The organism is Labrys sp. ALF-8, assembly GCF_059699065.1.
The window spans coordinates 1,279,411-1,305,607 of sequence record NZ_AP048538.1; the positions used below are offsets into that span (position 1 = coordinate 1,279,411).

Annotated in this window: 30 protein-coding genes; 9 read left to right on the forward strand and 21 right to left on the reverse strand. The window is 63.5% G+C overall.

The features are described 5' to 3' along the window. Nucleotides 1-59 precede the first annotated feature (59 nt). The 4 genes from AC6H34_RS25865 to AC6H34_RS25880 all read right to left on the reverse strand — a co-directional run bounded on the left by AC6H34_RS25865 (nucleotide 60) and on the right by AC6H34_RS25880 (nucleotide 2,192). The gene (locus tag AC6H34_RS25865; protein WP_448147803.1) at nucleotides 60-488 is read right to left on the reverse strand and encodes a CBS domain-containing protein; all 429 of its coding nucleotides are present in this window, start codon (nucleotides 486-488) and stop codon (nucleotides 60-62) included. Nucleotides 489-653: 165 nt separating this feature from the next. Further along, nucleotides 654-1,103, reverse strand: coding sequence for a c-type cytochrome (locus AC6H34_RS25870; protein WP_497540688.1), 450 nt, complete (start codon nucleotides 1,101-1,103; stop codon nucleotides 654-656). Next, nucleotides 1,100-1,702, reverse strand: a complete 603-nt coding sequence (locus AC6H34_RS25875; protein WP_448147805.1) for an SCO family protein — start codon at nucleotides 1,700-1,702, stop codon at nucleotides 1,100-1,102. The genes AC6H34_RS25870 and AC6H34_RS25875 overlap by 4 nt, the downstream gene beginning before the upstream one ends. A gap of 13 nt (nucleotides 1,703-1,715) precedes the next feature. After that, a complete protein-coding gene (locus AC6H34_RS25880; protein WP_497540689.1) occupies nucleotides 1,716-2,192 on the reverse strand; it encodes a copper chaperone PCu(A)C in 477 nt (158 codons plus the stop codon). A gap of 246 nt (nucleotides 2,193-2,438) precedes the next feature. On the opposite strand from AC6H34_RS25880, the gene AC6H34_RS25885 reads away from it, so the two are divergent. Further along, complete coding sequence (locus AC6H34_RS25885; protein WP_497540690.1) at nucleotides 2,439-2,750, forward strand: hypothetical protein; 312 nt, start codon at nucleotides 2,439-2,441, stop codon at nucleotides 2,748-2,750. On the opposite strand, the gene dksA is transcribed toward AC6H34_RS25885, so the two are convergent. From dksA to AC6H34_RS25905, 4 genes are all read right to left on the reverse strand, one after another. Then, complete coding sequence (gene dksA, locus AC6H34_RS25890; RefSeq protein ID WP_448151290.1) at nucleotides 2,735-3,145, reverse strand: RNA polymerase-binding protein DksA; 411 nt, start codon at nucleotides 3,143-3,145, stop codon at nucleotides 2,735-2,737. The genes AC6H34_RS25885 and dksA overlap by 16 nt on opposite strands. Before the next feature lie 132 nt (nucleotides 3,146-3,277). After that, nucleotides 3,278-4,297: a YcjF family protein gene (locus AC6H34_RS25895; RefSeq protein ID WP_497540691.1), complete on the reverse strand. Its 1,020-nt coding sequence runs from the start codon at nucleotides 4,295-4,297 to the stop codon at nucleotides 3,278-3,280. 4 nt (nucleotides 4,298-4,301) lie between these two features. Then, nucleotides 4,302-5,777 carry a YcjX family GTP-binding protein gene (locus AC6H34_RS25900; RefSeq protein WP_497540692.1) on the reverse strand — a complete coding sequence of 492 codons (1,476 nt, stop codon included), beginning with the start codon at nucleotides 5,775-5,777 and terminating at the stop codon, nucleotides 4,302-4,304. A gap of 66 nt (nucleotides 5,778-5,843) precedes the next feature. Further along, a complete protein-coding gene (locus AC6H34_RS25905) occupies nucleotides 5,844-6,386 on the reverse strand; it encodes a helix-turn-helix domain-containing protein (protein WP_497540693.1) in 543 nt (180 codons plus the stop codon). 89 nt (nucleotides 6,387-6,475) lie between these two features. Between AC6H34_RS25905 and AC6H34_RS25910 the strand changes: the two genes are divergently transcribed. Further along, nucleotides 6,476-7,594 (forward strand): aminotransferase, encoded by a 1,119-nt coding sequence (locus AC6H34_RS25910; protein ID WP_497540694.1) that lies wholly within the window; start codon nucleotides 6,476-6,478, stop codon nucleotides 7,592-7,594. A gap of 22 nt (nucleotides 7,595-7,616) precedes the next feature. Here the strand turns inward: AC6H34_RS25910 and AC6H34_RS25915 are convergent, their stop codons facing one another. From AC6H34_RS25915 to AC6H34_RS25930, 4 genes are all read right to left on the reverse strand, one after another. Continuing rightward, complete coding sequence (locus AC6H34_RS25915) at nucleotides 7,617-8,075, reverse strand: YccF domain-containing protein (protein WP_448147812.1); 459 nt, start codon at nucleotides 8,073-8,075, stop codon at nucleotides 7,617-7,619. A 186-nt stretch (nucleotides 8,076-8,261) separates the two neighbouring features. Then, complete coding sequence (locus AC6H34_RS25920) at nucleotides 8,262-8,774, reverse strand: SixA phosphatase family protein (protein ID WP_497540695.1); 513 nt, start codon at nucleotides 8,772-8,774, stop codon at nucleotides 8,262-8,264. Continuing rightward, nucleotides 8,771-9,571, reverse strand: coding sequence for a M15 family metallopeptidase (locus tag AC6H34_RS25925; protein ID WP_497540696.1), 801 nt, complete (start codon nucleotides 9,569-9,571; stop codon nucleotides 8,771-8,773). Before AC6H34_RS25925 ends, AC6H34_RS25920 begins: the two co-directional genes overlap by 4 nt. After that, the gene (locus tag AC6H34_RS25930) at nucleotides 9,568-10,710 is read right to left on the reverse strand and encodes a caspase family protein (RefSeq protein ID WP_497540697.1); all 1,143 of its coding nucleotides are present in this window, start codon (nucleotides 10,708-10,710) and stop codon (nucleotides 9,568-9,570) included. Before AC6H34_RS25930 ends, AC6H34_RS25925 begins: the two co-directional genes overlap by 4 nt. Before the next feature lie 408 nt (nucleotides 10,711-11,118). Here AC6H34_RS25930 and AC6H34_RS25935 point away from each other — a divergent pair, with 408 nt between their 5' ends. Beyond that, nucleotides 11,119-12,288, forward strand: coding sequence for a hypothetical protein (locus AC6H34_RS25935; RefSeq protein ID WP_497540698.1), 1,170 nt, complete (start codon nucleotides 11,119-11,121; stop codon nucleotides 12,286-12,288). A gap of 77 nt (nucleotides 12,289-12,365) precedes the next feature. Here the strand turns inward: AC6H34_RS25935 and AC6H34_RS25940 are convergent, their stop codons facing one another. The 3 genes from AC6H34_RS25940 to AC6H34_RS25950 all read right to left on the reverse strand — a co-directional run bounded on the left by AC6H34_RS25940 (nucleotide 12,366) and on the right by AC6H34_RS25950 (nucleotide 14,634). Continuing rightward, nucleotides 12,366-12,680 (reverse strand): hypothetical protein, encoded by a 315-nt coding sequence (locus AC6H34_RS25940; RefSeq protein WP_497540699.1) that lies wholly within the window; start codon nucleotides 12,678-12,680, stop codon nucleotides 12,366-12,368. Between the two features lie 223 nt (nucleotides 12,681-12,903). After that, a complete protein-coding gene (locus AC6H34_RS25945; RefSeq protein WP_448147818.1) occupies nucleotides 12,904-13,446 on the reverse strand; it encodes a universal stress protein in 543 nt (180 codons plus the stop codon). 156 nt (nucleotides 13,447-13,602) lie between these two features. Then, complete coding sequence (locus AC6H34_RS25950) at nucleotides 13,603-14,634, reverse strand: NAD(P)/FAD-dependent oxidoreductase (RefSeq protein ID WP_497540700.1); 1,032 nt, start codon at nucleotides 14,632-14,634, stop codon at nucleotides 13,603-13,605. Between the two features lie 125 nt (nucleotides 14,635-14,759). Here AC6H34_RS25950 and AC6H34_RS25955 point away from each other — a divergent pair, with 125 nt between their 5' ends. Next, nucleotides 14,760-15,641 (forward strand): AraC family transcriptional regulator, encoded by an 882-nt coding sequence (locus AC6H34_RS25955; protein WP_448147820.1) that lies wholly within the window; start codon nucleotides 14,760-14,762, stop codon nucleotides 15,639-15,641. Between the two features lie 13 nt (nucleotides 15,642-15,654). Here the strand turns inward: AC6H34_RS25955 and AC6H34_RS25960 are convergent, their stop codons facing one another. From AC6H34_RS25960 to dgcN, 3 genes are read right to left on the reverse strand one after another with little or no spacing between them, the layout of a single operon-like run. After that, on the reverse strand, nucleotides 15,655-16,149 hold the full coding sequence (locus tag AC6H34_RS25960; RefSeq protein ID WP_448147821.1) for a DUF3237 domain-containing protein: 495 nt from the start codon (nucleotides 16,147-16,149) through the stop codon (nucleotides 15,655-15,657). Between the two features lie 45 nt (nucleotides 16,150-16,194). Then, nucleotides 16,195-16,881, reverse strand: coding sequence for a fumarylacetoacetate hydrolase family protein (locus AC6H34_RS25965; protein ID WP_497540701.1), 687 nt, complete (start codon nucleotides 16,879-16,881; stop codon nucleotides 16,195-16,197). A 40-nt stretch (nucleotides 16,882-16,921) separates the two neighbouring features. Then, on the reverse strand, nucleotides 16,922-17,929 hold the full coding sequence (gene dgcN / locus AC6H34_RS25970) for an N-acetyltransferase DgcN (protein ID WP_448147823.1): 1,008 nt from the start codon (nucleotides 17,927-17,929) through the stop codon (nucleotides 16,922-16,924). Between the two features lie 178 nt (nucleotides 17,930-18,107). On the opposite strand from dgcN, the gene AC6H34_RS25975 reads away from it, so the two are divergent. The 4 genes from AC6H34_RS25975 to AC6H34_RS25990 are packed head-to-tail and all read left to right on the forward strand — an operon-like array spanning nucleotide 18,108 to nucleotide 22,284. Beyond that, nucleotides 18,108-19,250: an MlaE family ABC transporter permease gene (locus AC6H34_RS25975; protein ID WP_497540702.1), complete on the forward strand. Its 1,143-nt coding sequence runs from the start codon at nucleotides 18,108-18,110 to the stop codon at nucleotides 19,248-19,250. Nucleotides 19,251-19,263: 13 nt separating this feature from the next. Continuing rightward, nucleotides 19,264-20,067, forward strand: coding sequence for an ABC transporter ATP-binding protein (locus AC6H34_RS25980; protein ID WP_448147825.1), 804 nt, complete (start codon nucleotides 19,264-19,266; stop codon nucleotides 20,065-20,067). Between the two features lie 7 nt (nucleotides 20,068-20,074). Then, nucleotides 20,075-21,652, forward strand: coding sequence for an MlaD family protein (locus AC6H34_RS25985; protein ID WP_497540703.1), 1,578 nt, complete (start codon nucleotides 20,075-20,077; stop codon nucleotides 21,650-21,652). A gap of 44 nt (nucleotides 21,653-21,696) precedes the next feature. Next, nucleotides 21,697-22,284, forward strand: a complete 588-nt coding sequence (locus tag AC6H34_RS25990; protein ID WP_448147827.1) for an ABC-type transport auxiliary lipoprotein family protein — start codon at nucleotides 21,697-21,699, stop codon at nucleotides 22,282-22,284. Between the two features lie 89 nt (nucleotides 22,285-22,373). On the opposite strand, the gene AC6H34_RS25995 is transcribed toward AC6H34_RS25990, so the two are convergent. Beyond that, entirely contained in the window at nucleotides 22,374-23,492 is a 1,119-nt protein-coding gene (locus AC6H34_RS25995; protein ID WP_497540704.1) for a hypothetical protein, read from the reverse strand. 126 nt (nucleotides 23,493-23,618) lie between these two features. Here AC6H34_RS25995 and AC6H34_RS26000 point away from each other — a divergent pair, with 126 nt between their 5' ends. Next, nucleotides 23,619-24,815, forward strand: coding sequence for an MFS transporter (locus AC6H34_RS26000; protein WP_497540705.1), 1,197 nt, complete (start codon nucleotides 23,619-23,621; stop codon nucleotides 24,813-24,815). Here the strand turns inward: AC6H34_RS26000 and dgcA are convergent. Next, entirely contained in the window at nucleotides 24,785-25,768 is a 984-nt protein-coding gene (dgcA, locus tag AC6H34_RS26005; RefSeq protein WP_497540706.1) for an N-acetyl-D-Glu racemase DgcA, read from the reverse strand. The genes AC6H34_RS26000 and dgcA overlap by 31 nt on opposite strands. Before the next feature lie 8 nt (nucleotides 25,769-25,776). After that, on the reverse strand, nucleotides 25,777-26,097 hold the full coding sequence (locus tag AC6H34_RS26010; protein ID WP_448147831.1) for a 2Fe-2S iron-sulfur cluster-binding protein: 321 nt from the start codon (nucleotides 26,095-26,097) through the stop codon (nucleotides 25,777-25,779). Nucleotides 26,098-26,197 lie beyond the last annotated feature (100 nt).

Sequence of the window (26,197 nt, forward strand, 5' to 3'; positions counted from 1 at the left end):
TTCCCGATGCCGGGGAGAAATGCGAGGCCACCCTCGCCTTTCCCCCCGGAGCAATCTCGTCAGGCGGTGATGTAGTCCCGCATGGCCTGCGTTTCCGCTTCCATCTCGGCCAGACGGAATTTCACCACGTCGCCAATCGAAACGATGCCGACCAGCTTGCCGTTCTCGACCACCGGCATATGACGGAACTTGCCATTGGTCATCCGTTCCATGATGGAGGGAATGGTATCGCTCTCGCGTACCGTCTCTACCCGGGCCGTCATGTGTACCTTGACCTTGTGCTCGAATCCTTCAGCCGCGTTCTTCGCCAAGGCGCGGACAATGTCTCGTTCCGACAGGATACCGGCGATGGAGCCGTCTTTCTTGGTGATCAGCACCGCGCCGATCCGCCTCTCGGCCAATGTCCTGGCCGCTTCAGCGATGGTGTGATCCGGCGACAGGGTGAAAATATCCCTGCCCTTGCCCTTCAGAATATGTGCAACGGTCATAAGCACTCTCCTCCGACTGCATTGCGCTTGCCGCGTCTTGGTCTTGGGGGAGAGCCCTGGCGAGGGACGGTCATCCCCTGAAAGGGAATGATGGCTCCTGCGGCTGCGCCGCGCAAGCACAGGTTGAACGCGGCGCAATATTGAATCGATTTACGAAATGGGAGCTCAAGGGCCAGTTCCGGCCTTGGCGATGAACTCGATCAGTCCCTGGCGCTGCCCGGGATCGTCCATGCCGGCATAGATCATGCGGGTTCCGGGCACCACGGATTGGGGGCTGGCGATGAAGCGATCGAGGGTGCCCCTGTCCCAGGTCAGGCCGCTGCTGCGCATCGCGTCCGAGAAGGGATAACCGTCGAAGGTCCCTGCCTTCCGCCCGATCAGATTCTCCAGCGCTGGTCCCGTCGCCATGCGGGCACCCGAGCCGATCTGGTGACAATGGGCGCAGGGCTCGAAAACCGGGTCGAAGGTCGCATCGGGTGGGCGGGCATTCACCACGGCCGGCCCGTCGGGAGGAGGCATGGCCGCCCCCTGCTCCTGTGTCCGGACGGCGATGCCCCCCCCGACCGCCGCCCCCGCGAGCACCGCCGCCATGCCGAACCAGATGATCCGGCTCACGACGTGAGTGCCCGGCGCATCTTCTCGATCGCCTCGTCGCGCGGCGCCTGGTAGTCGATCAGCGTCACAAGGTTGCCCTTGGCGTCCATCATGTAGACGGCGGTGGAATGATCGAAGGTATAGCTGTCACCCTCCCCAACCTTCTTCACATAAACGCGGAATTTCTTGACGACGTCGGCGATCTGCTCCGGTGTGCCGGTGGCGGCGGTGATGCGCGGATCGAAGCTCTCCAGATAGGATTTGAGGAGTTGCGGCGTATCGCGCGCCGGATCCACCGTGATGAAGACGACATTGAACTTGTCGCCATCAGGACCGAGCGCCTTCAGCCTGTCCGTCATGTCGGTCAGGGTCGTCGGGCAGGCATCGGGGCAGTTGGTATAGCCGAAGAAATAGGCCGTGGGCTTGCCGAGGAAGGTCTTCTCCGTGACCGGCTTGCCGTCCTGATCGACCAGGTTGAAGCTCCCGCCGATCAGGCTGGTCTGCTGGGGTTCCCGCCCGCCGATGCCCAGGCTCAGCGCCAGCGTGACGCATGCGGCCGCGAGGACGCAGAACAGCGCGGCAAGGATGATGATCTGGCGTCGGTTTGTCTGAACCGTCATGCTCGCCTCCCCCTCAGTGTCCTTCATGGCCGGGCTCCTTGGCGCCCAGGGCTTCCACCTTGTACTGGACCGCCACGGTGCCCGCCTTCTCGAACACCAGCGTGCCATCGATCCTGTCGTCCTTCTTGAGCTGCTGCTTCAGCCCCGTGAACATCAGGTGGATGGCGGACGGGCTGAGTTCGACCTTGCCATGGGCCGGAATGTCGAGCCCGCCTTCGACGGGTGCCATCGACATCACGCCGTCCTTCATCGACATCTGGTGGATCGCAAAGCCGGAAGAAGCGGCAAAGCTTCCGCCGGTGAGCTTATCGGGCTGGTCGCCGGTGTTCTCGATGACGACATAGCCGCCGCCCACGGGGGCGCCCTGGGGCGTCGCCCTCGCCCAGGGATGATGGATGACCAGCGTGCCGGCCTTGTATTCGTGCGCGGCGAGAGGAGCGGCGAGCGAGACGGAAAGCGCCAGGGCGCCGAAAAGGGTGACGAGCTTCATGATGAACCTGAACGGAATCACGCGGACGGAAACGCCCGCAAAAGGGAGAGATGATGAGAGGACCGTTCAGGCGGCCGGCGGGCCGCGCGGCCATGCCGCACTCCAGGCCGGCGCGGCTCCTGCCGTTTCGGACGGAGCCGGGCGAGGCCTCAGGACATTCGGGAATCGGATGACGCTTGGAGTGGCGCCGGTCTGCGGCAACAGCGGCATGAGCCGCAGCGCGCATTGATCGCAGGCGTGGCCGGGATGAATGCCATTCTTGCCGTCCGCATCATTGCCGAACTGACAGAGCGTGACGACCGTACCGGCAATGACGACGGTATTGCCGACGCCGTCGTCCTGGGCCGCTGCCACAACACGACCCATGCCGTTGAGCATGAGCGCAAGAGCGATCAGCACAGCAAGGCAAAAACGCGGCAGCGGGGCGTGGCAGAACCGGACCATGACCCCTATGCAACGGAGCCGCCGCCGAAAGTCAAGGCGGCGGCAGACCGCAGAGCCGAGGATGTGCGGGCTTGGCGCAAGCACATCCGGGGCGTCGATCAATCGTCCCGATAGACGCGCTCACGGCGTTCATGCCGCTCCTGCGCCTCGAGCGAAAGGGTAGCGATCGGTCTGGCGTCGAGACGCTTGAGCGATATCGGCTCTCCCGTCTCTTCGCAAAAACCATATGAGCCATCGTCGATCCGGGCTAGAGCGGCGTCTATCTTCGAGATCAGCTTGCGCTGACGATCACGGGCGCGCAGTTCGATGGCACGGTCCGTTTCCGAAGAGGCGCGATCAGCCAGGTCGGGATGGTTTTCGTTCTCGGCTTGCAGATTGGCGATGGTATCCTGGGCTTCACGCAGGATATCGAGCTTCCATGCATTGAGCTTGCGGCGGAAATAATCCCGCTGGCGCTCGTTCATGAAGGGCTCGTCGTCAGTCGGCCGATAATTGGTATCTACACTCATTGAAGGCATGTAAGAATCCCAACACTCCGCTACTGGGCGAGAGGTCTATAGTCGTAGTGGCGCGCTACGACAATATTCTTCGTTGTCACCATTTCGTCTAAAAACAGAAAGCTGTGCACGGCATTGGTCGTCTCAGTCCTCCTTGGCCTTGTCCTTCGCGATCAGCCCGCCCGCGACATCCGTCACGCCGGGTCGCGGCAGAACGTCGAACGGCATCGGCCGCGTCGCCATCATCGCCGCAAGACCCAGACGTGCAATTAGGATGCCATTCAGCACACCCTCCCCGAGCTTGGCGGAAATCCGCGATGCCAGGCCGTGCCCGAGCGCCTGGCTGAGAATGGAATCGCCAGCCGCCATGCCGCCGGTGATGGCGAGGTTGCCCAGCGCATGGCGCAGCAAGCGGACCATGCCGAGGCCGCCCGGCCTACCCCCATAGAGCGTCGCGAGACGGCGGATGACCCGCAGGGTCTCCGCTCCGACGAAGAACATGTCGACCAGCGCGCGCGGGCTGACGGCGGTGACGAGGGAGACCCGCTTGGCTGCGTCGGCGATAATCAGGCGAGCCTCGGCGTCGAGCGGCCCCATCAACTCGCGCTCGGCCACGCGAATGAGATCTGCCCCGTCGACGATATCGCCCGCGGCGGACTCCACGGCGGCTCGAGCCCGGGCCATGCGGGGATTGGCGCTGTAGAGCTTCACCAGATCGCGCGAGAGGCTGCGGGCAGCATCGCGGTCATCTCGCGCGATGATGGTGGTCGCCCTGTCGTGCAGATGCTCGATGCGCGACAGCCGCATGAGACTGACGGTCTCCCGGATGGCAATGACGAGAAAAGCAAGCGCCGCAATGCCGGCCAGCCCCGCACCGACCCAGCCGAGCCAGTCGGCGTAGGAGAAGAGATCGTCGATCAGCCGGGTTACGGAAAGACCCAACGCCAGAGAAACCAGGCCTCCGACCGCCGACCAGAAGATCGTGGCCCAGCGGCTGCGCCGTGGGCGGGGAGGCGTCACCTCTGGCACGTCGTCGAAGATCTCGGGTTCCGGCGTCACCACGACGTGGTCGCGCCTGGCCACTGCAGCCACCGGCGTGTCGGCCATGACCACATTGGGATCGTCGAGCCGGAAGGCGCGCGGTTTGCGGGGATCCGTGGTCATTGTCTCAAGCCAGCTTGTCACCGATCAGGAATTGGAGAGCGCGGTCCAGGCGAATATGGGGAAAGATCTGCCCGTCTTCCAGCTTGGGCGGTCGAAAGCGGATGAAACGGTAGTCGACTCCGTCCCGCTGTCCGTTTTCGAGGCCCGCGAAGGTACCGCCGGCAAACACCGCATTGGGATTTTCCGGCAATTCGCCGGGAAAGACCGCGATTTCCGACTCGCCGTCGAACACTTCATCCGCGGAGCGTTCACCGGCGAGCGGCGTGCCGATGATGCAGGGCAGCGCCTGCCTTCCCTGCTTGACCGTGGCTTCCCGAGTCGCCCTGACCGAAGCCAGTGCCACCACATCGACCGCAGCGCCCGAAAAAGAGGCACGCTTTATGGCGCCGTCGGCCATCTTGCGCAGAATGGCCTCCAGCCGATCATGGCTGGTGTGATGAAGGTGATCGGCTTTGGTGGCGGCGAACAGGATCTTCTGGATGCGCGGGCGAAAGATCGCCGACCACCAGCTATTGGAGCCCACCCGGAAGGCGGACAGCACCGAGGTCAGGGCCGTTTCGAGATCATGCACGGCCTGAGGACCGGCGTTGAGGGCCGACAGCGCATCGACCAGCACGATCTGGCGGTCGAGCTGAGCGAAATGCTGGGTGAAGAAAGGCCGCACGATCTTGTGCTTGTAGGCCTCGTAACGCCGCTCCATCATGGCCTGCAACGAACCCGGCCGGGCTTCGCCCGCCTGCGAAAGGTCGAGCGGCGAAAAGGTCAGGGCCGGGGAGCCTTCGAGGTCGCCCGGCATGAGGAAGCGTCCCGGCGGCAGCGTGGAGAGCGCGAATCGCTCATCGCGACCGGCGCGGAGGTAGGCGGTGAACAGCGCGGCGGCTTCGCGTGCCAGAGCCTCGCTCTCGGCGGCCGACGGATCGAGGGAGGACAGGAACGCGTGCCAGGGACCGGCAATGGCGAGGCGCGACCCTTCCCGGCTCGCGGCCAGTGTCTGCGCGGACCATTCGGCATAGCTCATGTTGAGGAGCGGCAGGTCCAGCAGCCATTCGCCGGGATAGTCCACGATGTCGAGCGTGAGGCGCGACATGCCCGATGCAAAACGACGGTTGGACTGGAAGTCGATCACAAGGCGCAATTCGGATATCTGGCGCGTCGAATCCGGCCAGTGTCGATCGGTGCCGCTGAGGTCGGCCAGATGGGTCTCGTAGTCGAAACGCGGCACCGTGTCGTCAGGCTGGGGAGAAAGATAGGCTCCCGCCACGCGTCCTTCCGCCTGAGCGCGGAACACCGGCAGGCGCCCTCCCTCGATCAGTGCCTGCACCAGCGCGGTGATGAATACCGTCTTGCCGGCGCGGGACAGGCCTGTGACGCCTAGCCGGACGGTCGGATTGAAGGTGGAAGACGCAAAACCAGCCAGACTCCTGGCCGCAATCAGCGCTTCGTCGAACACGGACATCCAGGAAGGGGGCGGTGGCGGCATGATGCGGCACACTTAGGGGGAAAGTGGGCAAAATTCCAGCGGCGGCTTGGAAAGAGCCCGGGAAGGCTACGACACAACGTTCCGCGTAAAGCGCACCGTGCCCTCGCCCGCGTTCGCGTAGCTGTAGCTCTGCGCGCTGTCGAAGATCAGGAAGTCGCCTGTGGCGACGCGATGCTGCCCCGAGGCCGATTCGACCAGCAGCGCTCCCTCGATCACAAAGAGCATCTCGCGCCACCCCTCGCTGTCGGGCAAGGCATCGTAGCGATCGCCCGGACCAAGGCTCCATACCCATAATTCGGCCGAGCCGTGCGCGGGGACCGCCCCCAGGAAGGAGGCCCTGCTGTCGGGATGCCGGCCGCGCCATCCGGGCTGGTCGACGCGCCGATTATCGATCATGTCAGGCGGTCGCACGACCGTGCCGAAATCGACGCCCAGCGCGGTGGCGAGCCGGTCGAGATTGGCAAGGGAAATATTGGCATCGCCCGCCTCCACCGCCACGATCAGCCGCCGGCTCAGGCCCGTGGCGCCAGCGAGCGCAGACTGGCTCAAGCCGGCAGCCGACCGGAGGCGCCGCACATTGGCGCCGACATGTCCGAGAACCTCTCCCACATCACCTCCGTCGCTTGACTGCGCAATATAATGCACATACAGATGAGCAATATAATGCACATCCCACAGGGCGACAATCAGGACAACACATGAAGATCCGCAATTTCGGCGTCGAGATCTGGATGAACGGCTATGAGACCCGGTGCTCGCACAACCTGGCCGAAACCTGCGTCGAATCACTGACCGTCGCGCAATTGCTCGACATAGCCGGCCTGCCCGAAGGCGCGCTTGCGGAACTGCTCCCCCTGAAGATGACCTACGGCGCCATCGAGGGCAGCGAGAGGCTCCGCCGCGCCATTGCGGCAACCTATGCGAAGCAGGAAGCCGGCAACGTCGTCGTCACGCACGGTGCGATAGGCGCCAATGCGCTCGTGCACCAGGCGCTCGTCGAGCCCGGCGACCGTGTGATCTCGGTGCTGCCGACCTACCAGCAGCACTATTCCATTCCCGCGAGTTACGGCGCGGATGTCCAGATCCTGAAGCTGCGGGAAGAGAACGGCTTCCTCCCGGATCTCCAGGAACTGAGTCGCCTCGCCATTCCCGGCACCCGGCTGATCGCCATCAACAATCCCAACAATCCGACTGGCTCACTGATGGACGAAGCCATGCTTGCCGGAATAGCCGAGATCGCCAGGGCCCGCGGCGCCTGGGTCCTCTGCGACGAGGTGTATCGCGGCATAGACCAGGAAGGTGACGGCTTCACCGCTTCGATGGCCGACATCTACGAGAAGGGCATCAGTACCGGCAGCATGTCCAAGGCCTATTCCCTGGCCGGGTTGCGGCTGGGCTGGATCGCCGGACCCGAAGCACTGATAGGGGCCGTTTCCATCCATCGTGACTACAACACCATCAGCGTTGGCATGCTGGACGACCATTTCGCCGCCATGGCGCTGGAAAACCGCGACAAGGTCCTCGCGCGTAGCCGGTCGATCGTCCGCGAGAACCTCGCCATCCTCGATGCGTGGATCCGGCAGGAACCGACGATCAGCTACCTGAAGCCGCGCTCGGGCACCACAGCTCTACTTAAGTATGATTTTACAATGCCTTCAGAGACATTCTGCATCGAGTTATTGAAGAGAACAGGTGTGCTGCTCGTGCCGGGCAGCGCCATGGATATGGAGGGGTACCTGCGCATCGGCTATGCGAACGGCGCCGGGATCCTGCAGGAAGGATTGGCGCGGATCAGCGACTTCCTGCGTGAAGCCTGATCCGGCGCCCCACCACGGCGACCTACCTGTTCCTCATGGCCGTCACCGTGGCTTCCGCATTCGCCCGGCGCATCGCTGCCGCAACCTCCTTCGACACCACCGTCTTGCCGATGGGAGCGAGCGCGATCTCCGCGAGCTTGAGGTGCTGGATGCCGAAAGGAATGCCGATGATGGTGAGGAAGCAGGCGACGGCCGAGATGACATGGCCGAGCGCCAGCCAAAGCCCTGCGAAGACGAACCAGATGACATTGCCGATCAGGCCGAGCGGCCCCGTGCCGAGATCCTCCCGCTGGTGCAGATCCCCCCGGCTTACTGCTTCCCGGCCGAAGGGAAAGAAGCAGAAATTGCCGATGACGAAGCAGGCCCGTCCCCACGGGATCCCGACGATGGTGATGAAGGCGATGAGCCCGAGCAGCCACCAAGCCAGGCCCATGAACACCCCGCCGAGGATGAACCAGATCAAGTTGCCGATTGCGCGCACCGAAACGCTCTCCTGATGTGCAGTTCCAGCCTATAGATAGGAACTCTGCCCGCCATTGCGAGCCGGACCTATAAGCTAAATCCGGCTAGAGCGTTTTGTATTTTGACGGAATCGGCAAAACGCAAAGACGCGTCGAAAAACAAAGAGCTAGAGAAAAACGGCGTTTCTACCTAAACGCGCTTTGCTCTAGTGGTGATCGAGCATCCGGGGCGTGAGGAAAAGCGCCAATTCGCCCTGATGGCCGGCAATCGCCGCCCAATCGTCTATGTCGAAATCGAGAACGGCGAGTGCCGCGGTGGGAAACTTCTCATCCAGCGGGTCCGCTGCCGTGCCACCGCCCTTGACCAGGAAGGTTGCCGTCTGCTCGAGGCCCGGATTATGTCCGACGACCAGCAGGCTCTTGACCGCCGCGTCCACGGCGCGGATGACGCGCAGGATCGCTTCCGGCGAGGCCTCGTAGATCGCGCGTTCGTAGCGCAGCGTGTGCGGACCGAGATGGGGTTCGACCAGCATCAGGGTCTCGCGCGTGCGGGAAGCGGTCGACGCCACGACGTGGTCGGGTAGCAGGGCGCGCCGCGCCATCTGCTGGCCCATGCGCGGCGCATCGCGGCGCCCGCGCGGGGCAAGCGGCCGTTCATGATCCGACACCCCGGCGGGATAGTCGGATTTGGCATGGCGCAGCAGCATCAGTCTCTTCATTGCTGATTCACTTGAGATTTCCTGGCCAAGGCAATGATTTCAGGTCGATATTCAAAGTGCATGGTATCGTAGTGATACCATTTTCCACCCCAGATGAAGCCGTGCTTCTCGAACACCTCGACGATCTCCATCGGGATCCTGTTCTTGTAGGTGACGGTGTCGGTTTCCTTCCGCGCGCCGCTCCAGCGCCAATAGTCCGTATACTTCACATTGATGTCGATTGCGGCGGCATAGGCATGCATGCTCATGCGCGAGGTGCCGGCGATCACCCGGCAGTTGTAGGTGCCCGCTGATGGCTTGAGATAGACTTGGAACCTGGCAGGCAGCGCCTCCAGGTCGCGGGAAACCGCCTCCAGATGCTCTGCCACGCCGTTTACGGCTGCGACCTTCAGCGTGCCGCCCTTGAGAGTGGGCAGCCACTGAACCGTCTTCATCTTCACCTGCCCCTTGGTGCAGTCGCCATAGAGAGCATCGAAGAGCGCCTGGCTACGCGCTCTGCCGGGATCGTCGGCCGGCGTCTTCGGAATGGGATAGTTCGCGCCCAGCGTATAGGGCATCGCGAACATGTCCATGATGTCGGAATTGATGACGCGCTGTTCCGGCGTCTTGTTCGCGACGCCGTTGGAGAGCGGAATGTGATTGCCGTTCTTCAGGATGAGATCCGTGGCGTCATAGGCCGCAATCACGTCGGGATAGGCCGCCACGAGAGCATCGAGCGCCGGATCTGCCTGCGCCGTGGTGATCAGGGCGCCGGACGTCGCGATCGCCATGAAAGCGAGGCGGAGGATTGCCCTCATTGACCGGCCTCGGCGCGCTGGATCAGGGCGACGTTGGCCTTCTCGACGGCGCTGAGCTCGATGTCCCATGTCCAGGGCCGATACCAGGAGAACTGCGAGAAATAGGCGCGCAGCTGTGCGTCCTTCATGTAGCGGCCGCGGCGGGCGTAGATCTCGTTGCGCGCAAGGCGCAGTTGCTGGCCGCTGAGATTGGCGATGTCGTTCCAGTTCAGCCGCCTGGTGCCGGAGTCGGGCAGGATGAATTCCGGCCGGCTCGGCTCGGGCGGCGGTTCGGTGGAAGCCTGCTGCTGGAAGTCCTGTTGCGGCTGGGGCTGGAACTGAGGTTGGGGTTGCGGCTGGGGTTCCACGGCGATGGTCTTCACCGGCTGGGGAGCGCTCACCGTGCCGGTCATGGCGAAGGAGCCGATGATCGCCTCGTTCACCCACGGCGTCTGCGCGCCCTGCGTCTCCTGGTCCACGTCCGCCCGCACCTGTCCGAACATCTGGCGGATGTCCAGCCCCGGCGTCTCCATATGCGCCAGAAGCGCCGTCGTGAACGGCGAATTGCGCCCCGTCCCGTCCTGCGCCACCGATCCGGGCGCCGTCGAAAACGCAATCAGCGTCCCCTTGGCCGAGGACGCGTCGAGGTCGATGCGCGCCAGACCCCGTGTCCCCGCACCCCGCACCAGCGTGCGCGTCAACGGATTGTCCCGGCACGAATCCAGGATCACCACCTTCACCTTCGGCGACGCCCCGTCCACAAGCTCCAGAAGCTTGTCCAGCGAAAGCGCCTGCGTGTCCAGGTCCAGCTCGTCCGAGATCTTCGCCGACACCGGGATCAGATAGTTCCGACCCTTCACCTGCACGCCATGCCCCGAATAGAACACCACCACGCTGTCCGCATGGTCCGCATCCCGCAAAAACGCCCGAAGCCCGTCATTCATCGCCTGCAGGTCGCCATCCTTCACCAACGTCACCGCATAGCCGATCCGCCCCAGCGCCAGCGCCATGTCGTTCGCATCGTTCGGCGGGTTCACCAGCGGCGTCACAGACCGATACGCACCGTTCCCGATCACAAGCGCAGCCCGCGACGCGGCTTCCGCCCACCCCGCCGCAAACAGGCCCAGCAGCAGGAAAAAACACCAGAGAGAGCGTCGCATTGTCGTGGCTCGGCCGGTTGTTGAACATAGGGCGAGAATATTGCCCCTAGTTACCACATCGAACGCGCGAAAACACACATGTGGCGCCACGATGCGCCGATGTGCACGAAATCTTCACCGTTTCTGCGGTCTGGTCGGCACATCTGTGGCAGCTTTGCCACGTCTTCCAACTGTCTCATGAATCTAGGCAATTCGGCTGATTTCACACTTGCAAGGCAACTGCGCTTCCGGCCATGAAGACCTATCTGAGTATTGCGTTGGGACTAAAAAGGGGCCGTGGATTTGAGCCAGGCAGCCAGCATTGGAAGAAAGGTTTTCTCGCGATCTGCAACGCTTCTTTGCGCGGTTGCGGTGTTTCTCGCGGCACCTTTTACCGGAAGCGCCCTTGCCGATGACGACGAGACGCCGATGCATTTCACCATCGTCGCGGCCGGCAAGAACTGTCCCGGCTGCGTCGTGGTCAATGCCTCGGGCCAGATCATCGACGAGACATCGCGCAGTTTCGCCGCCTTCCTTTCGCAAAATCGCCTTGACGGTGTCCTGCCGCCCGAGCCCGGCGACGGACAGCCGCCGCCGGCTGGTTCGCCCAAGGTCGTCATCGCCTTCGAATCGATCGGCGGGAAGGTGCAATCGGCCCTGATCATCGGCCGCCGCATCCGCAAGGCGGGCTGGACCACCGTGATCGGCCAGGCCCATCTGGCGGCCGGCAAGCCGGTCTTCGAGAGCGCGGGCTGCTATTCGGCCTGCACCATGGTGATGCTCGGTGGCACCAGCCGTTTCGTGGTGCCGCTTTCCAAGGTGGGCGTCCACCAGTTTTCGCCGCAGTTCACGGATGGGGAGACTTTCGACGCACAGGAGATGAACCAGATCGTGCGGGACTATGGCCGAGAGGTGGTCAGCGTCTACGATTTCGTCCATGCCATGGGCGTGACGGAAGCCTTCTTCACTACCACCCTGCGGACCCCCTTCAGCAGTCTCGACGTACTCCCCCAGGATCAGTGGATCACCACCGGCGTCGCCACGGCCTTGCTGCCCGATGCCGAAGGCGCCATGCCGCTGTCCGTCATCCTCGACGCCTCGGAGCGGAACGATCTCACTTCCTCGATTTCAAAGCCGAGCGTCGGCCTCAAGGCCCCCGACGTTGCCTCCCCCAGGGCCTCGGCAGGGAGCTGGACGGTGATTCATGCCACCGGCGCGCCGGTCACCGCGGAATTCGCCAACCCCGAATACAGAGTCGCCCTCGCCTGCCGGGACGGCAAGACGGCCCAGTTGGACGTCTCCTTCAAGGAACTGTCCCCCCTGGACATCGAGAGGCTCCGGGCCGCCGCTTTCTCTGCCAAGGCTCTCAAGATCGGCGGACGCGAGGTTGCGATCGACTCCGTTGCGGCACCCGAAAACGGCGAGCAGAGCGTCATGGCATCCCTGGCGCTGCAGGATGTGAAAGACTTTCCTTCGAGCGACGCCCTTACCTTTACGGTGCTCAACAAGGCGGGCGAACCTGTCGGCCGCTCCGCCACCGTTCCCACGACGGGCGTGGCCAAGGCCATCGGCGACGCAATGGCCGCTTGCGGGGCCTGAGGGCCGCGCGAACAGGCAAAAGCAATGATCCCACGCTGAATTCTCGCCGAAGCGCGCCGCGGAATCGGCTGCAACACCTACTCGGCTGGAACCCAATCGCCGTTGTGGCCTCTCTTCATCACCGCTACGAAGAGCTTTGCGTCCGCACCGTCGATGGAGGTCTCGACGATGCAGGCATAGCTTCCATCTTCATTGTGACTGCACAGGCCTCGCGGGGATATCTCCACCTTTCCCGCAGTCGATGGCGTGCTCGCGGCTATCACCGAGCGTGTGAATGCAATGATGTCACTCGTCTTGGGACCGCCAAGAAAGAAGTTTGGGCCGACCGTGAAATACCCGATGCCGATTGCGGCAGCGATTGCAACGATCAGAATTCTGACGACTTTACGCACGCAGTCCACCGCCTGACACTTATGACGCCGGCTGGGTATCCCGAATGAGAAGACATCCGCAAGCCGATGGTCGCCGCGTCCACAGGTGGACTGCGCCCGCGTACCGAAGTCCCAAGCTCTCTCGCGGCAAAATGGGCCGCAAGACACGGACTCTCACGAACGATTTCCGCCATGGGCGGCCATACGTCCCCTTGCCTTCGGCGGGAACGCGGCCCGGGCCGGGCTAATGCAGCAGATCCGAATCCCACGCCGCCTTCTTGGCGTCGTCGACCGTCGGATAGCGGTGATGGGCCTGCTCCATCGCGATCTCGCCGGTCTCGTCCACCTTCGCCAGTTGCTTTTCCTCGCGAACCACCATCACCGAACAGCTGGCATGACGCACGATGGCGCTGGCGTTCGAACCGAGCAGATAAGTGGCCACGCTCGGCTGATGCGAACCGACGACCACAAGGTCGGCGCGCTGCTCCTCGGCAATCGCCAGCACCTCGTGATAGATGCCGCCGATGCGTACCGCGCTCTGTACCTTGCCGGCCGGCAGGTTGACGGTAGCGGCCAGTTCGGCCAGCTGTCCCTTGGCCTTCTCGGCCACTTCCCCTTCGAAGCTCACCGGCACTGTATCGAGCATCATGAGGGGCATGATCGGCACGACATGCACGAGCGTGAGCGTCGCACCACCGTTGTCGGCCAGCTTCACCGCGCTGGTGATTGCGAGCGCGGCAAGACGGAGATCTGCGACATCGACTGGAACAATGATCGACTTGAACATGGTTCTACTCCTGTTAGCCGAGCATGAACCGCCCGTCGAATACGACTGCGGCCGTCCATTTCAGTTCCAGGAGCCCCGGACCGCCTCGCAGAGACGGACTCCCAAAACGACAAGGAGCCTCCTGACGAAGTGGAAACCCACGAGATGCAGGAAAGTTCAGAGCACGCCGAGCTTTTTTTGCAGCGAGGAGGATGAGGTCGTGTACTGGAAGGTCAAGCGCTTGTCGGGATAGATATAGCGATGGGCCTTCTGGGCCATCAGCGCCCCCTCGTGGAAGCCCGACAGGATCAGCTTCAACTTGCCCGGATACCAGTTGATGTCGCCGATGGCGAAGATGCCCGGTTGCGACGTCTCGAAGGTCTCGGTGGATACCAGCACCAATTCCTCGTCATGCAGGTCGAGCCCCCAGCTGGACACCGGGCCGAGCTTCATGGTGAGACCGAAGAAGGGCAGCAAGCGATCCACGGGCAGCGTGTAGGTACTGCCGGAATCCTCCCGGATCACCGCGCCCGAGAGTTCCCCATTTTCCCCCTCCAGGCCCACGACCTGACCGAATTTCAGGTCCATCGCGCCGGCAGAGGCCAGGGAGCGCATCTTTTCAACCGAATGGGGCGCCGCACGGAATGCGTCGCGGCGATGCAGCAGGGTCACCCGCCGGGCGATCGGCTGCAGGTTCAAGGCCCAGTCGAGCGCGGAATCGCCGCCGCCGACGATCAGCACGGAACGGTCGCGAAAGGCCTCCATCTGCCGTACGGCATAGAAGACAGACTTGCCCTCATAGGCGTCGATGCCCTCGATCGGCGGTTTCTTCGGCTGGAATGAACCACCGCCCGCGGCGATGACCACCAACTTGGTCTCGAAGACGTCGCCAGCGTCGGTGGTGACGCGGAACAGCGGATCGCCTATCCGCTCGATCGTCGAGATCATGCGGGAGAGGTGGAAAACCGGCGAAAAGGGCTCGATCTGCTTCAACAGGTTGTCCACGAGTTCCTGCCCCGTGACGATCGGAAAGCCCGGAATGTCGTAGATCGGCTTTTCCGGATAGAGCTCCGCGCACTGACCGCCAATCTTGTCGAGAATGTCGACGACATGTGCCTTGATATCGAGGAGACCGAGTTCGAATACGGAAAACAGGCCCACGGGCCCAGCGCCGACAATGAGAACGTCGGTTTTGATAATCTCAGTCATGATCTGTCCGATAGACGCTCGAAAAGGCAGGAAGGCTGTCCAAAGACAACGAAGCACGACCCGCCGTCAACTGCGCAATTGCTATCAAAGCGGGATCGGTAGGGTGAGGCCGTCGGAGCAAGTTCATGACCAGACACGAAACCAGCCTCTCCTACGCCGCCAGGATCGAACGAGTCCTGAGCCACATCGCGGATCATCTCGACGATCGGCTCGACCTCGACGATCTCGCCGCCATCGCCTGCTTCTCGCCCTTCCACTTCCACCGCATCTTCGTGGCGGTGACGGGGGAAACGGTGGCCGAGGCGGTAAGGCGGCTGCGCCTCCACCGTGCTGCCGTCGAGCTCAACCGCTCACGGCGCCCGATGTCGCGCATCGCGGCGCAGGCCGGCTACGGATCGGTGGCGGCCTTCACCCGGGCTTTCTCAACTGCCCACGGCACGCCGCCCGCGACCTATCGTCGTCTCGGCCAGGATCTTCGCCCCGCTCCACCCAAAGCAGGAATGAAGACCATGACACACTCACCGGCACTGCGCACTTCCGTCAGCTATGACGTGGCGATCGAGGATTTCCCGCGGCTGAAGCTCGCCACCCTTCCCCATGTCGGGGACTACCAGAAGATCGGCACCGCCTTCGAGCGGCTCTCCAATTGGGCTGGGGCTCGAGGGATGATCGGCGCCGACACCAGGACGATCGGTATCTATTACGACGATCCGTCCGCCAAGGCACTCGGCGAACTGCGATCGGAAGCCGGGCTCACCCTGCCGGACGGAACCGCCATCGAAGCCGATATGCAGTGGCGCTTCGTCGGCGGTGGCCCGGTAGCGAAGCTGATCCACAAAGGTCCCTATGCGGACCTGGATGTGGCCTACGCCTATCTCTACCACGTCTGGCTGCCGCAGGCCGGCCGCCAGCCCGGTGAAGCCCCATGTTTCGAGGAATATCTCAACAATCCCCGCCTGCTGCCGCCCTCCGAATGGTTGACGGCCGTGCATCTGCCCCTGGCATGAGACCCAAGGCTGCTCAGAGCACCTCGAAGATGCTGTAGACCGGCCCGTCCGCGCGCCGGTCTCCGACGCCGATGGCCAGGATGCGGTTGAGCCAGCCATGATCCGGAGAAGCGGTCTCGAACATCGGATTGATGCGAAAGTAATAGTCGGCGGGATCCACCCGCGCGCCTCTTGCAAGCTCTGCCATCACGGAAGGCGGCCCGAAGCGAATACCGCGATAGGACATGCCGATCAGGGCACCCTCCGTGGTCTTCAGTATCAGGCGCACATCCAGGGTGGTCGAGCCATCGATCCGGGCGACCTGCCAGTCGCTACCCCCGTCGAGCACCTCGCCGGAAAGGCGCTCGCCCTCGAAACGACCGCCGGTGACGACGCTCACGCGGCGCTCGCCCTCCGGCGTCGGACCGAAACCGAACGGGCCCCTCACGTCGAGATGCATGACGAAGAGCGGTTTCGCGCGGATGCCCCTCTGGACATCCGGCAAGGCATCTAGGGACAGGTTGTACATCGCTGCTTGCATCCCTGCTGGAAGAAAGACCGCTTTTGCTGGAGGTCACGCGCCGTAGGTCATCACGATCTCGCCTACCCCCTCGCAGGTCCCGCGCAGCGTATCACCGGGTTTCACCGAACTCACGCCGGCCGGCGTCCCCGTCATGAGAAGATCGCCCGGCGCCAGCGCCACGAAGCGAGAAAGATAGGCGATCGCCTCGGGGATCGACCAGATCATCTGCGCGAGGTCGCCCGATTGCTGCACCTTGCCGTTGACGGCGACTTCGATCCGGCCCTCGCTCGGATGGCCGATCCTGGCCGCCGGCACGATGGGACTAATGGGACAGGACTGGTCGAAACCCTTGGCCAGATCCCAGGGCCGGGCCAGCTTCTTCGCTTCCGCCTGAATGTCGCGACGCGTCATGTCAAGGCCGACGGCATAACCATAGACGTGGCCAAGGGCATCCTCGACCGGGATATCGTGGCCGCCCCTGCCGATGGCGACGACCAGCTCGATCTCATGATGCAGGTCGGCGGTCTGGACCGGAAAGGGCAAGGAACCGCCCGTGTTCACGGCGTCGCCCGGCTTCGAAAAGAAGAATGGCGGCTCGCGGGTGGGATCGGCGCCCATCTCGCGGGCATGGTCGGCATAGTTGCGGCCCACGCACCAGATACGGCGCACGGGAAAGACGGAAGTCTCGCCCGCGACCGGGACGAAGGCCCGCGGCGGCGGGTCGATCACATATTGCATGGGTGCTCCTGGATCGCGGACGGCTGGTCCGCGCCTTCCCTCAGGCATATAGCGCCTTCATCCGCTTGACGATCTCGGCGACGCCGAAGCGAACCGGATCGGTGGTGGGCAGCCCCTCCGCCTCGGCGATCTCGGCAAGGCAGGCCTTGGCCGCCTCCTCGTCCAGCGCCTGCGTATTGACGGCGATTCCGACGCACTGGATGCGCGGGTTCGTGAGCCGGCCATTGGCGACGGTGGCGTCGATCACCTGGCGGATGGTCGGCAGCCTTGCCGGTACCCCGCGCATGGTGGTGCGTGTCGGTTCGTGGCAGACCACGAAGGCGTCCGGCTGCGATCCGTGCAGCAGGCCGAGGGTAACGCCGGCGAAGGAGGGGTGGAACAGGCTGCCCTGCCCCTCTACCACGTCCCAATGGCTCGGGGCTGCGTCCGGCGTGAGCCATTCGGCTGCGCCGGAGATGAAATCAGCCACCACGGCGTCAACCGCGACGCCACGGCCGGAGATGAAGATCCCGGTCTGACCCGTAGCGCGGAAATCGGCGTCGAAGCCCTGCGCCCGCATTTCCCTTTCCAGCGCCAGGGCGGTGTATTTCTTGCCGATGGAGCAATCGGTGCCGACCGTCAGCAGCCGCAGGCCGCTGCGCTTGGTGCCCTTGCCGGTGGCGAAGGTCTGACTGGAGAGACGCACATTGTGCAGTTGCCGCCCGCTGCGTTTTGCCGCCTCCACGATCTCCGGCACCTCCTCCAGACGCTTGTGCAGGCCGGAGGCGATATCGAGACCCGCATCGAGAGCCTCCACGATGATGCGGATCCAGTGTGCGGGCAGAACCCCGCCCGCGTTGACCACGCCGATCACCATCGTGCGGGCTCCCCGCCGCACACCCTCCGTGATATCGACGTCCTCCAGTCCGAGATCGGCCTTGCAGCCCGGCAGCCTGAGCTGGCCGACGCACCAGTCGCGTCTCCAGTCCACGATACCGGCCGCCGTCTTGGCGGCGAGTTGGTCGGCGACATCGCCGATGAACATCAAATAGGGTTTCTCGATCTGCATGCCGGCGGGGCCCGTTCAAAACCAATGGGGCGCACGTCATCCTTCCGGACGAAGGAGATATGCGCTATCATGTTGTTTAGACATAATCTTTTGCAAAGGAGCGCAGGCTTTTTGCGGATCATGTTCATTTGACTAGTATGGCCAGCAATGATTCCCTCGCAAGAGCCAGTTTCGATCCTTGAAGTCTGAACCGGAAATAGACGACAGCGACCTTGTGAACGATGGGCCGGCGAGGCTGGCGCCCACGGGAGCCTGGGTGGCGCGCAACTCGCGGCATCTGGAAAAGCTTGCGAACATCATGATGAACGCCGCGCCGGCAAACAGCACGGTGGAGTTCGACCTTTCCGGCATCTCGCAGCTCGATACGCTCGGCGGCGTCGTCATCGAAAACATCCGCGCCGCGTTCGGCGCCAAGAACTCCACGCTGCACATCGTCAACGCCACCGAGGCGCAGTCCGTCCTGCTGGCCGAGATCGCGGCACAGAACATCACCTCCCCGCCACCGGCGCCCGAAGCCCATCATCTGATCGAGTTGCTGGCGGACCTTGGCGTGGGCATGCGCAAAATGGCGCGTGACGCGGTCAACATGAACGTCTTCCTCGGCGAGACGATCAGGGCGATGGGGCGCCTCCTCACGGTGCGCACTCGCTTCCGCTGGGCGGCGGTGGTCAACCAGATCGAGCTGATCGGCCTGCGCGGCGTGCCGATCATCTGCCTGATCTCCTTCCTCGTCGGCGCCATCCTCGCCCAGCAGCTCATCCTGCAGCTCAGCAATTACGGGGCGCAGATCTACGTGGTCTATACCCTGGCCGTGCTGATGTTTCGCGAGGTGGGCCTGCTGCTCGCCGCCATCATGGTGGCGGGACGGTCGGGATCTTCGATCACCGCCGAACTGGGCTCGATGAAGATGCGCGAGGAAATCGATGCCATGCATGTGATGGGCATCGATTCCATGGAAGTCCTGGTCATCCCCCGTATCCTCGCGCTGATCATCGCCCTGCCCATGCTGACGTTTCTCGCCGCAATGGCCGGCATCTTCGGCGGTGCGCTGGTCGCCTGGGGGTATGGCGGCATCACGCCGACAACCTTCCTCCAGAACCTGCGCGATTCAATGACCATGCACACCTTCCTTGTCGGTCTGATCAAGGCGCCGGTGATGGCACTGATGATCGGCATCACCGCCTGCATCGAAGGCTTCAAGGTGGAAGGCTCCGCAGAGTCGCTCGGCCGCCAGACCACGGCCTCGGTGGTGAAGTCGATGTTCATCGTCATCATCGTCGACGGCATATTCGCCATGTTCTTTGCCTCGATAAACTTCTAGGACCGTCGACGGCATGCCAGATCCCGACCAGCCCTCGTCCCCCTCGAAGCAAGTCATCATTTCGGCGCGCGACGTGCGCGTGACCTTCGGCACACGCTTCATCCTCGACGGGCTGAGCCTCGACGTCTATCGCGGCGAGATTCTCGGTGTCGTCGGCGCCTCCGGCACAGGCAAGTCGGTGCTGATGCGCACCATCATCGGCCTGGCTCCCCTTTATTCCGGTCGCATCGATGTCTTCGGCCAGGACTATCTGTCCCTTCGCCCTCGCGACCAGCAGCGTGTCGCGCGGCGCTGGGGCGTGCTTTTCCAGCAGGGCGCGCTGTTCTCCTCGCTGACCGTGAAGCAGAACATTCAGGTGCCGATGCGCGAATATCTCAAGCTCTCGCCCAAGCTCCTGGACGAACTCGCCATGCTCAAGATCGCGCTGGTGGGGCTCAAGCCGGACGCGGCCGACAAGCGCCCCTCGGAGCTTTCGGGTGGCATGATCAAGCGTGCCGCGCTGGCCCGTGCGCTGGCGCTCGATCCCGATCTCGTCTTCCTCGACGAGCCGACATCGGGCCTGGACCCCATCGGGGCTGGGGAATTCGACGAGCTTATCGCCACGCTGAGGCAGACACTGGGCCTGACCGTCTATATGGTGACCCATGACCTCGACAGCCTCCATGCGATCTGCGATCGCATCGTGGCCGTCGGCGAGGGTCACGTGCTGGCTCAAGGCCCCATGGAGACGATGCTTGCTTCCGAACACCCCTGGCTGCGCGCCTATTTTCATGGCCCTCGTGCCCGCGCGGCCCTGGCATCATCCTCCAAGGGTTGACTGAGCAATGGAAACACGCGCCCACAATGCCCTTATCGGTCTGTTTACGCTGGCGGTGGTCGCCGCCGCTCTGGGCTTTGTCGTGTGGTTCGCGCGCATTTCGGACAGCCAGACCGTAAAACGCTACGAAGTCGACTTCCCCGGCTCCGTCAGCGGGCTCTCTGTCGGCTCCGCCGTCACCTTCAACGGTATCCGCGTCGGTCAGGTCGAGACGCTGGACATCAACCCCAAGGACCCCTCGGGCGTGGTGGCGATGATTAGCGTCAAGCAGTCGACACCCGTGCATGTCGACACTTCGGCGCGCCTGGAGTTCGCCTCGATCACCGCCAACGGCAATGTGCAGCTCATCGGCGGCAAGCTCGGCGCGCCAGACCTCGTGCCCAGTCCCGGCCAGGAGGTTGCGGTGATCAAGGCGCAGCGTTCCGAACTTCAGAATCTGTTCGACAGCGCCCGGGACACGGTGAACCAGGCTTCCAGCACGATGGATCACATCAACACGCTGATCAGCCAGAACCAGGACAACATTTCCCAGACGATCCAGAACGTGCAGACCTTTACGAAGGCATTGGCGGACAACTCCGGCGACGTCTCCCAGTTCCTGCACCAGGCGGGACAGGCCGCACAGAGTATCTCGCGCCTCGCGGACAATCTGAACGGCATGTCGGGCGACCTCCAGAAGCTGCTCCAGGCGGTCTCGCCTGAAAAGATCGACCACATCGTCGACAATGTCTCGGCGGCTACCGATCAGTTTGCCTCCTTCTCCAAGGCCTTCGATTCCGCCAAGGCGCAGGCGGCGATCGACAACATTTCGAGCTTCACCAAGACCCTGGCCGATGTGCGCGTGCCCCTGCAGGACTTCGCGACAAACGCATCCTCCCTCACGGCACAGCTCGACAAGATGGCGCCGAAGCTCGATGCCGGGCTGGACAACATCAACAAGATCACAGGTGCAGTCGATAGCAAGAAGATCAACGAGGTGGTCGACAACGTCACCAACTTCACCGCAGCTCTCGGCCAGAACGCCGATGAATTGAGCGGCTTCATCAAGGACGCGCACAAGGTTTCCAGCGACCTTACGGGCATGACGTCCAAGGTCGCCACGGCGCTGGACAGCTTCAACAAGGTCGCGGCCGCCATCGACCCGGCAAAGGTCGACAACGCCGTCACCAATTTCGACAAGTTTGCCCAATCGCTCGGCGACTCCACCACGCAGGTGAAGCAAATCGTCGCCGATGCCACGGATCTCGCCCGCAAGCTCAACCACACTGCGGACCAGCTCGACGGCATCATGAAGAACATCACCGCCATGACGTCGAGCCAGGGCGGCCAGGGCATGTTCAACGAGATCACCGAAACGGCGAAATCGATCCGCCAGCTCGCCAACAATCTCGACGCGCGCACGGCCATTCTGTCCAAGAATCTCGATCAGTTCACCGGCTCGGGCCTGCGTGACTATCAACAGATGGCAGTGGATGGGCAGAAGACCCTGCAGAATATCCAGCGCACGCTCAACAGCCTCCAGCGCAATCCGCAGCAGCTGATTTTCGGGCCCAAATCGAATATCCCTGATTACAAGGGCAAATGATTATGCAATTTGTCTGTATGCGTTTTGCTTATCCTCGTTTTTCCTTGCCCGTCCTGCCTGCACTGACCCTTACGGGCGTTCTGCTGCTGGGCGGCTGCTCGACACTCATCAGTTCTCCGCCGCCCACCACCTATGATCTCAGCGCCCCGACGCAGGTGAGCGCGCGTGGCAATGGCCGCGCCCAGATCATGATCGCCGAGCCGACGGCGCTGCAGGCCATCAATTCGGATCGCATCGTCGTGCGGCCCGGCAGTGGCGAGGTCACCTATCTGCCGGGCGCGCAATGGGCGGACCGTGTGCCTGTATTGGTGCAGGCACGCCTCATCCAGACGTTCGAGAATGCTCACCGCATCGGCATGGTCGGGCGCCCGGACGACAAGTTCACGCCCGATGCCCTGCTCGTGACTGAAATCCGTGATTTCCAGATCGAGGCGAGCGGCAGCCCCACGGCTGTGGTGACCATCGCAGCCCGTGTCGTCAGCCAGCAGACCGGCCGGATCTCCGCCGCGAACCTCTTCACTGCGCGCGTTCCGGCATCCGGCATCGGCGGCGCACCGGCAACGTCAGCCCTCGACCAGGCACTGAAAAAGGTGCTGGTCGACATCCTGGCCTGGACGACGAGCAAGGTCTGACGCTCTCTTGTTAAATATTAGAAAAATCCTATAATATTCTGATATTGTTTACAAAAAAATTCCTGAATACAGTCGGTCGGTTGCGGGGTTCAGCTGAATAGTGCTGCTTTCCGGGCAAAGGACATCGCCTCGATCTCGCCGATCGTAATCGGGGGAGGCACGGGCGCGCTGGTTGATGCGGACGCCGACGCGGAAACGGATGAGCCTTCGGTCTCGGATACGTCTTCCGGCTCGAGGCGCAGGGGCGCCGAAAAGACCGATCCGCTTTCGTCCACGGGTTCTTCGTCGATGAACGTCACAAGGCCCGACCGCAATGGCTCGTCGGAAGGCTGTTCGGCCGGCGCGGCAACGCCAGCGGCCTCGTGGCCGGGATCGCGGCTCCAGCGCTGCGTCGCCAGATGGTTGGTCGGCAGGACAAGTTCATGACGCGGCGGATCGCGCTGCAACAGGGCCTCGGTCGCCTCCTCGTCCAGTTCGATGATGGGAAAAGGATCCGTACCTGCCGCATGCCCGCCCGTATTTCCCGGGAGCGGCGGCGGCTCGACGCCGGCCTCTCCTTCTCGATACGCCGGCGCCTCCGACATTGGCTCGATGCCGGCATATGCGGCCTCGACGGTCGCCCCCTTCTCCTGCTGCATCGCCGGTGATGCGAAGCTCACGGGGGCCGCGTCGGCGACAGGAACCACCTGCTCAACAACCGCCGCGAAGGTCTCCGGTCCGACATCGTCCGCCGACGTCGAAGGCAAGACGGCATTCACCTCGTCGTTGAGGACGTCTTCCTGGTGCAGGGAGCCGGAAATCTCTTCGACCGGCGCTGCGCCGACCGCCTGCACCATGGCATCGCCATCACGCGCTTCCGCCTCGGGCATGGGCCGGCCCGCGGGCTCCTCCTCGACCGGCTCGGCCAGCACCTCGACGGCCCCGGAAAGTCCACGGGGCATCGCGGGCATGACCTGCGCCGCCGCAATGGCCTGCGCGATATCCGCCATGCCCCGCTTAACCTCGTCCTGAGCTTCGAAACTTCCGGCGCTCTGCACCAGGCGCTCCAGCCGGCGAATGGCGGCGAGCACGGCGTCGGTGTCGGCATTGCGGTTACGGCGCGCATATTCCGCCAGGAACCAGCGTCCCCGGGCCGTCTCCATGACGGCTGCCTCGATGGCCCCATAGTCTTCGTCACTGAGCAGCGGTGCCGGCCGAACAGGTTGCATCAATTGGCGCTCGTCAACTTTCGAATGCGGGCGTAAGAGGTTCCACGAATCGTCATTCGATTGATTCTCAACCCATATACGCCAAAGCCGCCGCCAGGAGCCAATCCCGCGCGGCGTTTTCCCCCGATGTCGCTGATTTCCTTCAAGGATTGGAGCGCCTCACGCAAGGCTGCCGTCGCAGCCAGCGTGACATACGCCCTGTTGTTGACCGGCCCCGGCGTCTACACGCCCTTCTTTCCGCTCTGGCTGGCGGAACGCGGCTTCGATGCGCGCGACATGGGCCTTCTTCTCGCCATACCGATGCTGATGCGCGTGGCATCCGCACCCTTCACCTGGGTCGGCGACGGCTCGCTGGGTCCTCGCCGCACCTTTCTCTTCATGGCGTGCTGCGCCGCCTTCGGCTATGCCGGCCTCGTCTTCGCCAAGAGCTTTGCCGCCGTCGCGGCCAGCCTGGCCGTTGCCTTCGTCTTTTCGTCGGCGGCAACGCCGTTGCTCGACACGATCGTTCTCGCCGGGGTCAGCCGGTACGGTCACAAATACGGCCAGATCCGGCAATGGGGCTCGCTCGCCTGGCTCGTATCGGGGCTGGCCGCGGGCCTCGTGCTGAAGCACCTGCCGATTACCACCGTGCCGCCCCTCCTGGCCATCCTTGCCGCCCTCACCGTCTTTGCCGGTCTCGCGCTGCCGGACGACAGAAGCCCCGGTCATCGCCGGGTGAGACGGCAAAGCCTGGAAGGAACCGCACCGCCCCTTCTTCTCATGACCGTATTCGTCGCCGGTATCTCCTTCATCCAGGGAGCACACGCCTTTCTCTACAGCTTCGGCACGATGATCTGGCAGGAGCAGGGGTTTTCGAGCCTTCAGATCGGCGAATTATGGGCCATAGGCGTGGTTGTCGAGACAAGCGTCTTCCTGTTCGGCGGCAATATTGCCGGGGCCCTCGGCCCCTACCGCCTTGTCCTGTTCGGCGGGCTCATCGGCGTACTGCGCTGGAGTTTTCTCGGCCTGGCCCCTTCCCATGGGCTCGCGGTCGCGGCTTTGCAGGCCCTGCACGGTTTCAGCTTTGCCTGCGTGCATCTCGCAACCATGGGCTGGATCAGCCGCTTCACCCGCAACCCCTCTGCGCGGCAAGGCATCGTGGCGTCCTCGATCGGCATGGGCCTCACCATCGGCACGGTGCTGGCGGGCGAACTCTTTGCGCTGTTCTCGGCACATGGTTATTTCGCCATGGCCTTCATCGCTGCAGCCGGCACCGGCCTCGTCATGCTTGCCGGCACGATCGAGCGGCGCAATCAGCCCCAGAGCCCGGCATCGGGCGGATAGACCAGGCTTCCCTCGTAGCGCAGCCCGGGCTCGCGGTCCCGCGACAGCAGGAGCGGCCCGTCGAGATCGATCACCTTCGCCTGTCCGGCGAGCAGCAGCGCGGGCGCCATGGCAAGGGACGTCCCGACCATGCAGCCGATCATGAGGTCGAGCCCCAGCGCGCGAGCATCCCGTGCCAGGGCGATCGCCTCCGTCAGGCCTCCGGCCTTGTCGAGCTTGATGTTGATGGCGTCGTAACGGCCTGCAAGCTTGGGCAGCGTCGCCCGATCATGCAGAGACTCGTCGGCGCAAACCGGTACCAGCCTTTCCACGTCGGCCAGGGCGCCGTCGTCCGAGGACGGCAGCGGCTGCTCGATCAGAACCACGCCGGCATCGGCGCAGGCTCGCAGGTTCGCGGCAAGATTGTCGGCCCGCCAGCCTTCGTTTGCGTCGATGATGAGCCGTGCCCCCGGTGCGTTGCGACGGACCGCTGCGATACGGGCGGCATCGTCGACCGTGCCGAGCTTGACCTTAAGGAGGGGTCGATGCGCGGCTTTGGCGGCGGCCTCCCCCATTGCCTCGGGCTCGGCCAGCGAGAGCGTATAGGCCGTCGTCACCGGCCCAGGCGCCGGCAGGCCGGCGAGTTGCCAGGCCGGTTGCCCGGCAAGCTTGGCCTCGAGATCCCACAGCGCACAGTCGAGCGCATTGCGGGCCGCTCCGGCCGGCATGGCTGCCTGCAGCTCCTGGCGGTTCCCTCCCGCCTCCAGCGCGGGACGTGTGGCCTCGATCGCGGCGACCACGCCCTCGACAGTCTCGCCATAGCGGGCATAAGGCACGCATTCACCCCGGCCGACTTTTCCCTCGCGGGCGATCTCGGCCACCACCACCACGGCCTCGGTCTTCGAGCCGCGGGCAATTGTGAAGACATTGGCGAGCGGCCAGCGCTCCACCGAAACGGACAGACGCGTGCCCATGCCGATGCTCAGGCCTGCTTCTGGGGCGTGTTGACGATCAGTCCATCAAGGTTGTCGCGAACACGGATCTGACAGGAAAGGCGAGAATTGGGACGGACGTCGAAGGCGAAGTCGAGCATGTCCTCTTCCATCGGCTCAGGCTCGCCGACCAATGGCATGAAGGACTCCTCGACATAGACATGGCAGGTCGCGCAAGCGCAGGCTCCCCCGCATTCGGCGAGGATACCCGGCACGCCGTTGCGGATCGCCGCCTCCATCACCGTCGATCCGGGCTCCGCCTCGACTTCCCTGTCGTGCCCCGTGTGATCTCGGAATATGATTTTTACCATCGTCCATCTCAACTTTCTGACAGGCATTCTATACAGAGCGCTTTGGGAAGGTTCCAGTCCGGCACCTGGCGAAAGCCATTACGTCTTTAAGCTCGCTCCA